At 38.1% G+C, this 16,730-nt stretch carries 5 protein-coding genes and 1 pseudogene; all 6 read left to right on the plus strand.

Annotation, left to right across the window (positions count from 1 at the left end):
- The first annotated feature begins 31 nt into the window (after positions 1-31).
- Positions 32-10,480, plus strand: coding sequence for a non-ribosomal peptide synthetase/type I polyketide synthase (locus RMY64_RS13700; protein WP_322700297.1), 10,449 nt, complete (start codon positions 32-34; stop codon positions 10,478-10,480).
- A 47-nt stretch (positions 10,481-10,527) separates the two neighbouring features.
- Complete coding sequence (locus RMY64_RS13705) at positions 10,528-11,313, plus strand: aspartate/glutamate racemase family protein (protein WP_322700298.1); 786 nt, start codon at positions 10,528-10,530, stop codon at positions 11,311-11,313.
- A gap of 25 nt (positions 11,314-11,338) precedes the next feature.
- The gene (locus RMY64_RS13710; protein WP_322700299.1) at positions 11,339-12,361 is read left to right on the plus strand and encodes a hydroxyacid dehydrogenase; all 1,023 of its coding nucleotides are present in this window, start codon (positions 11,339-11,341) and stop codon (positions 12,359-12,361) included.
- Between the two features lie 268 nt (positions 12,362-12,629).
- Positions 12,630-14,462 (plus strand): ABC transporter ATP-binding protein/permease, encoded by a 1,833-nt coding sequence (locus RMY64_RS13715; protein ID WP_322672377.1) that lies wholly within the window; start codon positions 12,630-12,632, stop codon positions 14,460-14,462.
- A gap of 476 nt (positions 14,463-14,938) precedes the next feature.
- The gene (locus RMY64_RS13720) at positions 14,939-16,282 is read left to right on the plus strand and encodes a glutamate-cysteine ligase family protein (protein ID WP_322700300.1); all 1,344 of its coding nucleotides are present in this window, start codon (positions 14,939-14,941) and stop codon (positions 16,280-16,282) included.
- 5 nt (positions 16,283-16,287) lie between these two features.
- Positions 16,288-16,674 (plus strand): annotated as a pseudogene (locus RMY64_RS13725) (transposase); the annotation flags it as partial.
- Between the last annotated feature and the right edge of the window lie 56 nt (positions 16,675-16,730).

A 16,730-nucleotide genomic window follows, 5' to 3' on the forward strand; every position in this document is an offset into this window, starting at 1 on the left:
CTCCGCGTCACTCTGCATTAAAAAAAATTATATGGCTCAAACTACAGATTATAAAAAACTCATAGCATCAACCTTAACAAAAATGGAGGCAATGCAAGCTCGCATTACCGAATTAGAAACCAGACAAAGCGAGTCAATTGCTGTTATTGGGATGGGTTGTCGTTTCCCTGGAGGCATAAATTCCCCTGAAGGTTATTGGAATTCCTGTAAAGCCGGACTTGACGCAATTGTAGAAGTTCCTAAAAACCGTTGGGATATCTCAAAATTTTATGCTCCAGAACCTACTCCCGGCAAAATGAACACTCGTTATGGAGGATTTTTACAACAGGATATTACAGAATTTGATGCCCGTTTCTTCTCCATATCTTCCCGCGAAGCAACCTCAATGGACCCTCAACAAAGGTTACTCCTGGAAGTGACATGGGAAGCTTTAGAAAACGCCAATTTACCACCAACCAATTTAGTAAGCGATCGCGTGGGTGTGTTTGTCGGTATAACTAGTGTTGACCACGCGATGACAGTCTACAAAAGCAACTATGATGAAATCGATTCTTTTTTTGGTACAGGAAACGCCCTGAGTGCCGCAGCAGGACGGCTATCTTATTTTTTAAACCTCCGCGGCCCTTGTATGTCTATTGATGCAGCCTGTGCTTCTTCACTGGTTGCCATTCACCAAGCTATTCGCAGCTTAAGAAATCATGAATGCGAACTAGCTTTAGTAGCTGGAGTAAATCTGATCTTAAATCCGGCAATTACGATTAACCTTTCCCAGTCGGGGATGATGTCTCCCGATGGTCGCTGCAAGACTTTTGATGCAGCTGCAAACGGTTATGTACGGGGAGAAGGGTGTGGGGTTTTAGTCTTGAAACGCTTGTCTGTCGCCCAGAAAAATGGCGATCGCATTCTCGCCCTCCTCCGAGGATCTGCGGTCAATCATAACGGTGCAGCCGCCGGGTTGACAGTTCCTAGCGGCCCCGCCCAACAAGATTTACTCCGCCAAGCCTTAGCTGATGCCAGAGTCAAACCCCAGGAGGTAGGGTATATAGAAGCACATGGCACGGGAACTTCTTTAGGCGATCCTATTGAGATGAACGCCATCGCTGCTGTTTATGGAGAGCGATCGCAACCTCTTTACGTCGGTTCAGTTAAGACTAATATCGGACATCTCGAAGCCGCCGCAGGGATAGCAGGCACGATCAAGACAATTCTCGCCCTCCAGCATGGTGAAATTCCGCCTCATCTTCACTTTCAAGAACCTAATCCCCTGATTAATTGGCAAGGGTATCCAATTAAAATTCCCGGTCAAACAATACCCTGGTCTAACAATGGTGAAGTCCGCATTGCCGGGGTGAGTTCCTTCGGTTTTTCTGGAACAAATGCTCATGTAATTGTCGAACAAGCGCCTGTTGGCAACACACCAGAAATTAAGCTGCAACGTCCTAGTCATCTGTTGACGATTTCCGCTCATAACGAAACAGCTTTAAAAGAACTAGCGCGACGTTTTTACACCCACTTAGAATCTCATCTAGAAATCGGAGATATCTGCCATAGTGCGGCAATGGGTAGATCGCCTCTAGCTGAACGATTGGCGATCGTTGCAGATACATTACCAAAATTGCAACAAAAATTAGCGAATTTTGCTGACGAAAAAACTATTGATAATTTTACTTTTTATCAACGTTTCGCAGGAGAAAAACAGCCGAAAATTGTCTTTCTCTTCACTGGTCAAGGAGCTTGTTATGCAGGTATGGGTCATCAACTTTACCAAACCCAACCTACATTCCGTAAATATATTGACAAATGTGCAGATATTTTAGCGAATTATTTAGAGTATCCACTACAAGATATATTATTTGGCGATCGCACAGATTTACTCAATCAAACTGCATACGCTCAACCAGCTATATTTGCTCTAGAATATTCAGTTGCCATGCTGTGGCAATCTTGGGGAATCACACCAAGTTTACTAATTGGTCATAGCGTTGGTGAATATGTCGCAGCTTGTATTGCAAAAGTATTTAGTTTAGAAGCAGGTTTAGAATTAATTGTTAAACGTGGGCAATTAATGCAAACTGCGCCTACAGGAAAAATGGCTTCAATTTTTGCAGATGAAGCTACGGTACTTTATCTAATTCAAAACTATAGTAATACAGTTTCAATTGCGGCTATTAACCATCCTCAACAAATTGTAATTTCTGGAGAAAGTAATAGCGTTGATGAAATTGTAGCCAACTGCAAAAACCAAAAAATAGCTGTTCAATTACTATCAGTTGACGGTGCTTTTCACTCTCCATTAATAGAGTCAATTTTAGATGATTTTGAAACTGCTGCTCGTAGTATTTCTTACGATCAGCCCCAAATTCCAATACTTTCAGGAATTAACGGACAAACTATAGCAAATACGCCCGATGCAAGTTACTGGAGACAACAATGCCGTCAAACCGTGCAATTTTTGCAAAGTCTGATTACGGCGTTAAACAAAGGATATAACCTGTTTTTAGAAGTCGGCCCAAGACCAATACTTGCAGAACAAGGTCGCCGTTATAACGATGAAGTTATCTGGCTGAGTTCTCTCAATAGAGGTTTGGATAACTGGCAGACTATGTTATCAACACTAGCCCAACTCTACATTCATGGAGTAAATTTTAACGCCGAAAAATTCAATGAAGATTACGGTTACAGAAATATTCAATTACCAAACTATCCTTTTCAACGAAAAAGGTTTCAATTTAAATCTGCTATTTCAGTCGAATCAAGTTCAATTAAAGAAGTGTCTGTAGAAAACGAGCTAATGGAGACCAAGATGACTGTAGCAAAAGTTTCAAATATCCAAAAACATCAGCAAGAAATCGGCAATCAGTTAAAGTCTATCTTGGCTCTGCTTCTAAAAGAAGATGAAAATGACATTAGAGATGATGAAACTTTATTAAATCTAGGAGCAGATTCAATTATTTTGACTGACTTTGCTCGTAAAATTGAAGAGAATTTTGGCGTTAAAGTTAAGATAGATCGATTATTTACCGATTTGCAAACAATTGCTGATATAGCTAATTATCTTTCTGATTATATTGAACAAAAACCATTAGAAATATCTTCAGTAGCTACTATATTAAATGAAACGTCTAATAAAGTATCTAATTCTGAGTCAGAATTAAATAATTATCTCTGGGTAATTTCACAATTACAACCGATTAGTATTGCCTATATCTTGAAAGCTTTAAAAGTATTAGGTAAAAAACTAAAGATAGCAGAAAGTTGGACAACAGAAAACTTATTACAAACTTTGCCTATTGCCCCAAAATATCATGTTTTAATTACTCGTTATTTAAAAACTTTAGAGCAAGCTGGAATTATTCAAAATCAAGGTAACATCTGGATAGTACAAAACCTACCTACGCCTTTTTCTTTACCAGAAGCTATAGAAAATCTGCAAACTACTTGTCCAGCAGCAAAACCTGAGTTAGAAATGCTGCAACGCTGTGGAGAAAATCTAGCAGAAGTATTGAAAGGAAATATAGATCCTCTAGAGTTAATTTTCCCAGCAGGTTCAGTGATTCATGCGGAAAGCATATATGGTAATTCTCCAGTATCTCGTTTAATGAATCAACGAGTAGCTCAAGAAATTAACTTCATTTTAAAGAGTTTTTCTAGTAGCGATCGCCCTTACCAAATTATTGAAGTAGGAGGTGGTACAGGTGCGACTTCAGAAGCAATTCTTAATGATTTAAATCTCAATTATACAACTTATTCTTTTACCGAACTTTCTCCTGTTCTCCTGAATAAAGCGCGACAAAAGTTTAAACACAGAGATAATCTCAACTTCCATCAATTAGATATTGAAAAATCACCAGTTTCTCAAGGACTAATAGCACATTCTTATCACATAGCTGTCGCTGCTAATGTGCTTCATAGTACCCGAAATATTACAGAAACACTAAATAATATTCGAGAATTACTACTACCTGGTGGTTATTTAGTACTACTAGAAACAGTAGAAAATAATTCCTGGCTTGATTTAACCTTTGGACTTACGCCCGGATGGTGGCGCTTTCAAGACAAAGAGTTACGTATAGATACTCCATTATTAAGTGGAGAAAGTTGGTGTGCTGTTTTAAAACGTTGCGGTTTTGCCACTGCGGATAGTTTTTCTCAACAGAATAATACCAGCATCTACAATGGACAAGAGTTAATTATTGCTTCTACCTCTGCTGAAAGCGCTATTGTTAGCCAAGTTAAAACAGTACCATTATCAACACAAACCTCTGGCAAAGAAGCTTTGATGATGGCTCAACTACAATCTTTAAAAGACCTCAAAGATGTATATGAAAAAACCATTCTCAAGCAATTAGAAATACTCCAATCGGGATCTGTCGCACCAAGCAATACATCAGAAGTTTTAATTAACCAAACAGTTTCTAAAACAAGCAAAATAGAAACTACACCTTTGCCTCAACAAATTAAAACTGGTTCGCCTCAAAAAACTAGTTCTCCTAGTTTAAACCCATTAGCCTTAAAGCTGACTGAGAAGAAATCTTTAACAGAACAACAGCAAGCTTTTATCCAAAAACTAGAGATTATTTATAATCAAAAAACAGCAAAATCTAAGGCATATTCGCAAAACAGCCGAAAGACAATGGTTGATGTTAAACCTACCATTGATTTCCGCATGGCTTTAAAAGAATTTCAGTATCCCATTGTCTCAGAATCAGCCCAAGGTGCATATTTTCGTGATATCGATGGCAATGATTACATCGACTTAGCAATGGGGTTTGGTGTTAACTTTTTTGGGCACAGTCCTGATTTCGTTATAGAAGCAGTTCAGCAGCAAATGCAACACGGAATCGGATTAGGAATGCAGTCTAATATTGCAGCAGAAACGGCTGCTTTAATTTGTGAAATGACAGGTGTGGAGCGAGTCGCTTTTAGTAATACTGGTACAGAAGCAATTATGGCAGCAGTTCGTATTGCTCGTTCGCGGACAAAACGCCAAAAAATTGCTTTATTTTCTGGTTCTTATCACGGTACTTTTGATGGCATTTTAGCAAGAGTTGGAGAGGAGCTAGGAACCGCTCAACCATTAAGTCTCGGTACACCATCAGGAATGGTTGAAGACGTAATAGTTCTTACTTACGGAGCCGAAGAAAGTCTAGAAATAATTGCTGCTCAAGCTGATAATTTAGCAGCAGTTTTAGTAGAACCTGTTCAAAGCCGTAAACCCGATTTGCAACCTAAAGAGTTTCTACAAAAATTACGAAAATTGACTCATGAAAAAGATATTGCGCTAATTTTTGATGAAATTATTACTGGATTTAGGATAGCTCTAGGAGGAGCGCAAGAATGGTTTGATATTGACGCAGATATCGTAGTTTACGGTAAGGCTATTGGTGGTGGTTTGCCTATCAGCACGATCTGTGGCAAAGCAGATTTTTTAGATACAATTGATGGCGGTTTCTGGAGTTATGGAGATAATTCCCATCCGCAAACAGAATTAACCGCTTATGGTGGAACTTTCTGTCGTCATCCTTTAGCTTTGGCAGCTTGTCGTGCAGTAATGCTACATTTACGCGAACAAGGTGCAACGCTTCAAGAAAGGGTAAACCAATTAACTAATCGATTAGCTACTGAAGTTAATCAGTTCTTTCAAGAAATAGGAATTCCTATCCGCATTGTTAATTTCGGCTCTTTATTTCGCTTTGAACCTTTTGGAGCTTATAGTCTTTTCTTACAACCTATTGAATTACCACTCTTTTACTACTTACTGAATGTCAAAGGTATTTATACATGGGAAAAACGAGTTTGTTTTCTATCGATTTACCATACCAATAAAGATATAGATAAAGTAGTAACTGCTGTCAAAGAAGCAATTATAGAACTGCGACAAGCGGGTTTTTTTGAAAATGCTAAACCACCACAAGCAAAGAAAAGAGAAGAAAGCGATCGCTCTGACGATGAAGATGGTAGGAATAATTTAAACCAGAAATTTTCTACCAATGAAGCGCAACGTCAGCTTTGGTTATTGGCAGAATTAGACACAACCGCTTCAGCATCATATAACGTTACTACTTCTTTAGAATTGCGTGGTTCTTTAAATATTTCATCTTTGCAGCAAGCGATTAATGAAGTAGTCAACCGCCACGAGGCATTGCGAACCCAAATCTTAGAACAAGGCGAACTCCAAGAAGTTATCAATAGTGTCAAAATTGACCTACCGTTAATTAATTTAATAGATGAAGATAACCCTGAAGCAAGTGCTTTAGAATTAAGAACTCAGTTGTCTCAAAAACCTTTTGATTTGAGTATCGCTCCTTTATTTGCAGCTGTACTGATGCGTTTAGCACCCGAACATTATCTGCTATCTTTAAAAACTCATCATATCGTTGCAGATGGTTGGTCATTAGGGCTAATTTTGAATGAAATTGGCAAACTTTATTCAGCAAAAATTGGTGTTGTTACAGACTCTTTAGCGCCACCAATGCAGTTTCGCCAATATTTAGCTTTGCGACAGCAAGAAGCACAAAGTTCACAAATGCAAGAGCATCGTGATTTTTGGTTAAAAACTTATGAGGGAGAAATCCCTGTATTTGAGCTGACTACTGACTTTCCTCGTCCTGCTGTCAAAACTTATACAGGGGGTAGAGAAAGTAAAATTATTGCTCCTCAACTGTGGCAAAATTTGCAAATTGTAGGACGCAAAAATCAAGCGACATTATTTATGACAATGTTCGCTGCTTACACAGCTTTTCTGCGTCGAATTTCCGGTCATGATGATTTAGTAATTGGTATTCCCATTTCTGGACGACAATTTGAAGGCAGCGAAACATTAGTTGGCTTTTGTTCGCAATTTTTACCAGTTCGTATTCAGACAGATATTACTACTTCTTTTGTTGCACATCTTCGTCATACAAAAGAAACACTCATAGCCGCTTTTAAACACCAAAGTCACGCTTTAGAAGAGTTATTAGCAGCCTTGCAATTACAACGGGATTTTTCTCGTTCTCCTCTGATTTCAGTCTCTTTCAATATGGATCCTAGTTTAACTCTACCTGAGTTTGAGGGATTAAAAGTATCGCTCCCACCAGAGCCAATTGGCTACACTCCTTTTGATTTAGGCTTTAATTTCATTGAAGTCAATGATGCACTCATTATCTACTGCAACTATAATACAGAACTTTTTAAACCGGAAACTATCAAACAGTTTCTAGAAAGTTTTGAAATTTTAATGGAGGGGATAATTAAAAATGCCAATGGTTTGCTTTCTGAGTTGCCTTTATTAACACAAGTGCAACAGAAACAATTATTGGCAGAATTAATCGGCCCAACAATAGAATTACCTGAAAATTATACCATCGTTGATGACTTCATTGCTCAAGTCAAATTTACGCCAAATGCACCAGCATTAATCGTTGGACAAACGACTCTTACATATCGAGAATTGAATGATAAAATAAATCGTTTGTCTAATTATTTACATGAGATATATCACATTACTTCTGGGAAGGCGATCGCACTAGCACTCGGACGCAATCAAAACTTAATTATCGGCATTCTGGCTACTTTTAAAACTGGGGCAACTTATGTGCCGATAGACCCCCAATATCCTAGTAGTCGCATCGATTTTATTTTAAAAGATAGCGGCTGTGATATTTGTCTCACGGAGAGTAATTTTGTCTCTCAATTACCTCAAGAAATCGAAGCAATTTGTTTGGATCGAATCGATAATATTTTGGCAGATTTTGATAAAACTGAGCCGAAACTCAAACCAGACACTAGCCAAATTGCTTATATTTTATACACTTCTGGCTCAACAGGAAATCCTAAAGGAGTTATGGGTCGTCACATCTCTATTTTGAATGTAATTCGGAGTTTACGACTCACATTTGACTTAGATAAACATCCTGAATGGCGCTATATCTTCACTGCACCTGTCACCCACGATCCATCTTTTCGTAATATCTTTTTACCTTTGACAATAGGTGCTGCTTTATATATGTACGAAGTACAGCATATAGGGCATTTAGTTTCCTTTTTACAAGAAAACCAAATTAATGCACTGCACACAACGCCATCTATCTATCGAGAAATCTTAAATGTACTCGAACCTGAAGAAACTATCCCTAGCTTAAAATATATCTCTTCAGGGGGAGAGAAATTAGATAAAGCAACTGCGATCGCTTTACGAAAACGCTTCCCAGCGAAAATTATCAGCAATGTCTACGGTTCCACAGAAACTTGTGTTGGCGTATCTCAATATACAATCGATGAAAATTTAAATACAGACGTACCTCTTGGTCAGGTTTTCCATAACAATCGATTATTTGTCCTGGATGAATTCAATAACACCGTACCTCTGCATATAGTAGGTGAAATTTGCGTAGAAGGTGCAGCATTAGCCGCTGGTTATCGCAATCTTCTCCAAATCACCAAGGAAAAATTTCAATCCAGCTTTCTTAGTTCAGAAAAAATTATCTTTAGAACAGGAGATTTAGGTAAACAAATTGCCCCAGGTGTGATTGAATTTATGGGGCGAAAAGATAATCAAGTTAAGGTAAATGGCTATCGTATAGATCCAGGTGAAATTGAATACCAACTTAGCCGTTATGCCCAGATTGAGAGAGCAATTGTGTTACCGACATTAAATAATCAAACTCAGTTATCTGCCTATTGTCAAACTGATAAACAGATAGAAATTTCAGAAATCAGAGAATTCCTCTCGAATTTTCTGCCAGTTTACATGATTCCTACTTCCTTTGTCTTTTTAAAGCAATTTCCTTTAACTAGACATGGCAAAATTGACTTGCGATCGCTTCTCGAAATCAAGGAAGCAGGTAAATTAACCCAAATAGCTTACGCCGCACCGCGTAATACTTTAGAGTCAAAGCTAGTCAATATCTGGGAAAAGATTCTTACTAAATATCCCATCGGTATTTTTGATAACTTCTTTGAAATTGGTGGACACTCTCTGTTACTTTCGAGAGTAGTAAATCACGTTCATAAAGAATTAAATGTGTTAATCAAATTGGCTGACTTCTTTAAAGTTCCCACAATCGTCGGATTAGCAGATTTAATCTCTAAAACCCAATACAATTATCAAAAACCCATACCAGCAATAACTCAGCAAACATCTTATCCTATGTCTTATGGGCAACGCCGCCTTTGGGCTTTAGAATTTATCGATCGCAACCATAATGCCTACGGAATGCCTAGTGCTTATCAATTCAAAGGAAATTTAAATATTGCTGCTTTTGAAAATGCTTTTCAACATTTGATTCAACGCTATGAAATTTTGCGTACTATGTTTACCTTAATAAATAATGAACCGCGTCAAGTAGTACATGAGCAAATGGATTTTGCAATTAAACAGATAGACTTAATGGAATATGAAAAACCAGAAAATATCATTGTTGAAGCTATTTGCAACAACGCCAAAACTACTTTTAATTTGGAAACAGGGCCTTTACTTAAGGTTAACTTACTAAAACTCAGTGAAGAGAGTTATATAGTTCTGTTTAATATGCACCACATCATTTCAGATGGGTGGTCAGCAGGCGTTTTAATTAAAGATTTCCTCGCACATTATCATGCCTACGGACAACAAAATGTAGAATTACCGCCACCTTTGAGGATTCATTATAAAGACTATAGCTACTGGCAAGACCAGCAGTTGCAAACGTCAAAACTACAAGCACAACGCGATTACTGGTTAGCTAAATTAACTCCTACTCCGGCGCGTCTTGACTTACCTTTAGATCGTATTCGGCCAGCAGTGCAAAGTTTCTCAGGAACTGCGACGATTTGGAAGCCAAAGCCAGAATTAATCAAGGATTTTGAGTTATTAATCAAAACTCAAGAAGCCAGTTTATTTATGGGCTTACTGACTTTAGTCAAAAGTTTTCTCTTTCGCTATACCGAACAAAATGAGATTACAATCGGCTCTCCCATCGCTGGACGAAATCATCCCGATTTAGAAGAACAAATAGGCTTTTATGTTAATACTTTAGTTTTACGCGACCAAATAGCAGCAGACGAGAGTTTTGCTACTTTACTTGCAAAAGTGAAAATAACAACAATAGAGGCGTATGATAACCAAGAATATCCCTTTGACAAACTAGTATCAGATTTAAATTTCAAACGCGATCCTAGCCGTAATCCCCTATTTGATATTGCAGTTGTACTGCAAAACAATCAAAATGTAGATTTAGCTTTAGATGGAATTACTGTTAACTCTATTACTCAAGAAATTGTCACTGCTAAATTTGATTTAGAATTCACTTTTGTAGACGAAGGAGAACTATATCTGAAATTAATTTACAACACAGATATATTTGCCAGCGAACGTATTTCCTTGATTCTCAAGTTGTTAGAAGGTCTTCTAGAAGAAGTAGTAAAATTTCCTGACACACCATTATTAAAGCTATGCGATCGCACAGAGAACCCCGAACGTGAAGATAACAACCTTTTCGCTACCAATTTTAATTTTTAGTCATCTACACAGTTCAACCATAGTAATCACAAATTTTGAGGATATTTATGAATAAACTACCAGTTCTTGGAGTTTTAGGCGGAATGGGGCCTGTAATTACTGTTGAATTTCTTAAAACCATTTATGAATACAACCAGTATATCGACAACGAACAAGAAGCACCCAACGTTATTGTTTTCTCACTTCCCTCTGCACCAGATCGCACGACTTCAGTTCATAGCGGAAATGAAAGAGAATTCATTGATTTTGTGCAAATACATTTAGAAAAACTTAATCAATTAGTCGATCGCATAGTGATTGGTTGTTGTACTGCTCATTATGCTTTGGCTCATCTTCCAGAGCATCAGACTAATAAAGTAATCTCCTTAATTAAAATTGCAGACCAACAACTGCAAGAACATGATGAGCCTGCCCTTTTACTTGCAGGTACAGGTACTTACAAAAAAAAATTGTTTGAACGAGGTTGTACTGCTGCGAATAAAATTATTTCTCCAGATGAAAAAGATTATCGCTTGATTCATGAGATGATTTTTAAAGTATTAAAACGAGGACAAAACCCACTAGCAATTCTTGAAGACGTTCAAAACTTGTTAAATAAATATAAGACTCGTTCCTTTATTTCTGGTTGTACAGAATTTCATATTCTAGCCAAATATCTCAAGTTAAATGGCATTGATTCTATTCAAGCGATCGACCCTTTAATTACCATTGCTCAAAACTTGTCTCAGCTATTAGAGCCAACCGTATCTAATTCTAATAATTCTAATTTAATTCTAGAAAGTATGAAACTACCTCAACAATTATATCCATCGCCCATAAACTCTTTTGTGTGAAATAATTTAATCTAGGAGAAATTGTATGACAGCTATTTTCCCCCAAATTTCAGCAACGAATACTAAAACTCACAAAGTTCTTTTAATCGGGAGAATGTATGACGAAACAGGCGAAAAACTCCTTGAGGAACACACTAATATCGAAATTATCAAAGAACCGACTAAGAATAAAATCAATGATGCTATTCAAGACGCATCTGGCGTATTTGTCCGTTATCCTACTAAATTAGATGCCCAATCAATTCAATTGGCAAAAAAATTAAAAGTCATCAGTACATCTGGATTTGGAACTGATGCCATCGATATTGCTGCTGCAACAGAACAGGGAATTGTCGTAGTCAATAACCCAGGGTTGTCAACAACTGCTGTTACAGAACACACGATTTGCATGATTTTATCTCTTGCAAAAAATTTGAGTTTCCTCAATCAGTGTGTGAAAACAGGAAACTATTTAATTCGTAATCAGATACAACCAATTCAAGTAGAAGGAAAAACACTTGGTATTGTTGGTTTGGGAAGAATTGGTAGTGCTGTTGCTAAAATTTGTAGTACAGCATTTCAAATGCGAGTTTTAGCCTACGATCCTTATGTTCCATCCAATAAAGCCGAAACAGTAGGTGCAACTCTAGTCAAAGATTTAGATTATCTTCTGGCTGAATCTGATTTTGTATCTTTACATCCTGAGCTAACCGATGAAACTCATGAAATGTTTGCTCTGGAAGCTTTTAAGAAGATGAAATCTACTGCTTTTTTGATCAATACCTCTCGTGGGAAGATAGTTCGTGAAAAAGATTTGGTTGTAGCTCTACGCGAAAAATGGATAGCTGGAGCTGCACTAGATGTGTTTGAGCCTGAACCCCCATCTATAGATAATCCTTTATATAACTTTGACAATGTAATTTACTCACCTCATCTAGCTGGAGTTACACCTGAAGCTGGTATGGCTGCTGCGCTTTCCGCAGCTAATCAAATACTTCAAGTGCTTCAAGGTGAAAAGCCGCTTCACATCGTCAATCCTGAAGTTTGGAACAAGTTTCAAAACTTGTAATGGTATTACTTGCAAACTGCCGTAATCTAAATGGAAAAATAGTTCCAAGTGCTGAGTCATGAGTGATAAACTTCACTTATTACTCAGCACTAAAAATTACTAAGTTTAACAAGGAAGGCAGAAGGAATACTGTCCTTGTATAGCTTGCCACGATCGCTTGCAAGCAAGGATTTAAGCCCCATCTGCAATCAATGTAAGTTTAGAGCCTACACTGATTGCAGCCTCCTGCCTTATTCACTCAAACAAGATTTCCGTTTATTGATAAAACATGTCAACCCAAGTTATTCAAAATCAATCATTAACAAATACTTCTTCCGGTTTTACTCGATTTTGGGAAAATGTCAAAGCGATCGCCGGGCCTTACTGGTATCCCACAAATCTCAACGGAAGAGCATTTTCAGATGTGATTCAGGCATGGGGAATGCTCGTTCTCCTAATCTTATTAATAATTGGACTTGTGGGCGTAACTGCCTTTAATAGCTTCGTCGATCGCTATTTAATCGATGTCATTATTCAAGATAAAGATACTTCTAAGTTTTTTAGTACGTTATCACTTTACGGTCTTGGGCTGCTCTTAATCACGTTCTTGACAGGATTGACTAAATTTGTCAGAAAAAAAATTGCCCTTGATTGGTATCAATGGCTGAATCAGCAGATTTTAGAAAAATATTTTAGCGATCGCGCTTATTATAAAATCAATTTTAGCTCCGATATCGATAACCCAGATCAACGTCTATCCCAAGAAATCGAACCTATTGCCAGGACTGCTCTAAATTTTTCAGCTACTTTGTTTGAAAAAATCCTGGAAATGACGACTTTTTTAATAATTCTTTGGTCAATTTCCCAATTTGCTGTAGCATTTCTGCTTACTTATACGATTATAGGCAATTTGATTGCTGTTTATTTGAGTCAAGAATTAGATAAGATTACTCAAGAAGAACTTGAATCTAAAGCTGATTATACATATAGCTTAACTCATGTTCGTAACCATGCTGAATCGATAGCTTTTTTCCGGGGAGAAAACCAAGAATTAAATATCATTCAGCGGAGATTTAATCATCTTTTTAAAAATTCTGAAAGTAAGATTGATTGGGAAAGAAATAAAGACATTTTTAACAGAGGATATCGGTCTATTATCCAAATATTTCCTTATTTAATATTTGCACCTGTATATATTCGAGGTGAAATTGATTTCGGACAAGTTAGCCAAGCAGTTGTAGCTTGCAGTATGTTTGCTAATGGGCTGGCAACATTAATAGATGAATTTGGAACTTCTGGACGATTTTCCAGTTATGTTGAGCGTTTAGCTGATTTTTCAGATGCTTTAGAAACAGTAACTAAACAACCAGAAAATGTCAGTACCATCAAAACAATCGAAGAAAATCATCTCGCTTTTGATGATGTCACTTTACAAACACCGGATTACGAACAGGTGATTGTCGAAGATTTGTCGCTGACTGTTCAAGCAGGAGAAGGTTTATTAATTGTTGGCCCTAGTGGTCGAGGTAAAAGTTCTCTGTTAAGAGCGATCGCTGGTTTGTGGAACGCAGGAACCGGTCGTCTGGTGCGACCTCCCCTAAAAGAATTGTTGTTTTTGCCTCAACGTCCTTACATCATCTTGGGAACTTTGCGCGAACAGTTACTCTATCCGAATACAAACCACCAGATGACCGACGCAGAACTCAAAGAAGTATTGCAACAAGTTAACTTGCAAAACTTGCTTAGTCGAGTGGACAACTTTGATACAGAAGTTCCTTGGGAAAATATCTTATCGCTGGGAGAACAACAACGCCTAGCTTTTGCAAGACTATTAGTTACCCGTCCTAGCTTTACTATATTAGACGAAGCAACCAGCGCTTTAGATTTGAAAAACGAAGGAAACTTGTATCAACAGTTACAAGAGACAAAAACAACGTTTATCAGTGTTGGGCATAGAGAAAGTCTATATGATTATCATCAATGGGTTTTGGAACTTTCACAAGATTCTAGTTGGCAACTTCTAACCGTGCAAGATTATCGAAATCAAAAAGCAAGCATTACTAAACCCGCCACAAATACTCAAATCAAAATAAATGAGTCTTCTAAGGATAAACCCCAATAGCAGTAAGCGGTCAGAAGGTATAAGCTTTACGGTCAATTGTGCCAATTAGTGAAAAATTAAAAGCGATCGCTGGGAAAAAAGCGATCGCTTGACTATCTCAACCGAACAGAATGGTTAGTTGCTTGTTATTAGCATACTATCTTTTGCTTACACAACTCAAAAAACTTGCACAGAAACATCGTTCCAATGTTTCTAGAATATAGAGGGAATATGGCTACAATTAGTTCATAAAACCAGCATTTAACTGAATGGCAAGGCAGTGGCGTTGACGAAGAAATCTTTCACCTCAATGTGCGATCGCCGCTTTTGTTCAGTATCCTTTGCGATCGCGTAATCGCCATCGCTGCGCCTGCTAGTGACAGTACTGCTTAATCCTCTTGTGTTTCAGCTTTACAAACGTACTATTCGTCACTTTATCCTTTAAGCTACATATAAAGTATTGGGGCTGTGGCGGGATTACTCTTACGGAGGTCTAAATGGATCTAGTAAAGCGTCGTATTGGTCTTGAGCAAGAATTTTTTCTGGTAGATGAAGCTGGTCATTTGAGCGATCGCGCCGATGAGTTTTTAACAAGTTGCCAGTTAATGGCTCAAGCACAAGGTTTAAACCCAAAATACTTTGTGGCAGAGTTCGTCAAAAGTATGGTAGAAATTAACACGCCGCCTGCGGACACTGCCAAAGAATTAGGAAGAGTTTATCTTACAAATCTCAAATTAGCACTCTGTGCAGCGCAACAGATTGGTTTACGCCTTTATCCTTTGTCTAGCTATCCTTTGCATACTATGCCAGTTATGCGGGATCAGCCTAATTACCATATCCAAGCGCGGACTGTAGGCTATGAACAATTTTTACACGCCGGAAAATGTACAGGTACGCATCTGCATTTAGAAGTTCCGCCTGGGGTAATTGACCCTCGTGTTGCAATATCCTACAACTCAACATTGGCAGAGCGAGAAGAACTATTAAATATCTTTAATTTAGCTACAGCTTGTGACTCTGCACTGATTTCCCTGACGCGGGCGTGTCCCTTTTATGAGGGACAAGCGATTGGTCTAGCCGCGCACACAATTCGTTATCGGGGTAGCGAAATCTTTGGTTGGGAAGGAGTTTACACTCATTTACAGCCTGTTGGCTCCCTTATGTCTTATGCCGAAAGTGTCGAAGGTTTAGTTGAACAGCAATTTGCTCGTTACTATGCTTGGTTACAAGCAATGCAAAAAGCCTCAATTGAACCGAATCTGTTCAAAGAAGCCGGAGGGGACTTACTCAAGTCAGCTTGGAATCCAGTTAGACTCAACAAACTCGGCACGGTAGAAATAAGATGTATAGATAGTAACTATCCATCAATAATATTAGCAGTGATTACATTGCTTGAAAAAGCGGCTCATCGAGTCAGGTGCGAAAAGTTAACAGTCAGACCAGCTCAAGGGATGCAGATATTTGAACTAGTTGGCGATCGCCTGTATGTACCAGATTTTGAATATCTTAATGGGGAATTGCTCTATACATCAGCTACCGAGGGAATTAAAAACCCCAAAGTTAGAGCTTACGTCGATTCCATTTTGCAGTTTGCTATCAAAGATGGTGGTGAAGGAGCAAATTTTCTCCTAAAACTCAGCAGGCACCTCGATCGGTATCAGACGATAGAAGCCAGCATCTTGCAAGAGTTTACCCCAACAAATACTCAACTTTCGTTAGATGTCGGTTTGCGTTTAGTACGTTCTTGTTGTGACAAGCTAGAAGAACAGGTTTCATGGATAGATATAGAAAATCCCCTAGCAACCTTGGATACTGATGAACGATTGTTGCTACAGAATTAAGGGACTTGTTATGGGGAGACGTAAACGGTTATGTTTGGGGCAAAACGAGCGAACGAGTATCAGTTGCTGTAGCCAACACTCGTTGTAAACAAACTTATTTCGGGGCATTAGACTATAAAACAAAAGAATTTTTGATTTCCAAAGCAAAAAAAGCTAATTCTCAGACGACAATAGGTTTTTTAGAATATCTTCAGTCACAACGAAGAGGTGCAAAAATTTTAATTATTTGGGACGGTGCTAGTTACCACCGTTCCGGGCAAATTAAAGAGTATTTAGACTCGCTCAATGCAGAATTAGAAACAGAACAATGGTTGATAACTTGTGAGCGTTTTGCCCCGAATGCTCCACAACAGAATCCTGTAGAAGACATTTGGTTACAAGCAAAAAGATTAGACTTCTTGCATAAGTCGGGATAAGGGGCGGGGGGAAGGGGAAAAAGTTCTGTATC

The sequence above is a fragment of the Nostoc sp. DedQUE08 genome, assembly GCF_034530895.1.
In the GTDB taxonomy this organism is placed as follows: Bacteria; Cyanobacteriota; Cyanobacteriia; order Cyanobacteriales; family Nostocaceae; genus Nostoc.

What these genes read in the sequence shown, in the direction of transcription:
- RMY64_RS13715 (WP_322672377.1), top strand. Translation starts at nt 12,630, where the DNA reads ATGTCAACCCAAGTTATTCAAAATCAATCATTAACAAATACTTCTTCC.
- RMY64_RS13700 (WP_322700297.1), top strand. Translation starts at nt 32, where the DNA reads ATGGCTCAAACTACAGATTATAAAAAACTCATAGCATCAACCTTAACA.
- RMY64_RS13720 (WP_322700300.1), top strand. Translation starts at nt 14,939, where the DNA reads ATGGATCTAGTAAAGCGTCGTATTGGTCTTGAGCAAGAATTTTTTCTG.
- RMY64_RS13710 (WP_322700299.1), top strand. Translation starts at nt 11,339, where the DNA reads ATGACAGCTATTTTCCCCCAAATTTCAGCAACGAATACTAAAACTCAC.
- RMY64_RS13705 (WP_322700298.1), top strand. Translation starts at nt 10,528, where the DNA reads ATGAATAAACTACCAGTTCTTGGAGTTTTAGGCGGAATGGGGCCTGTA.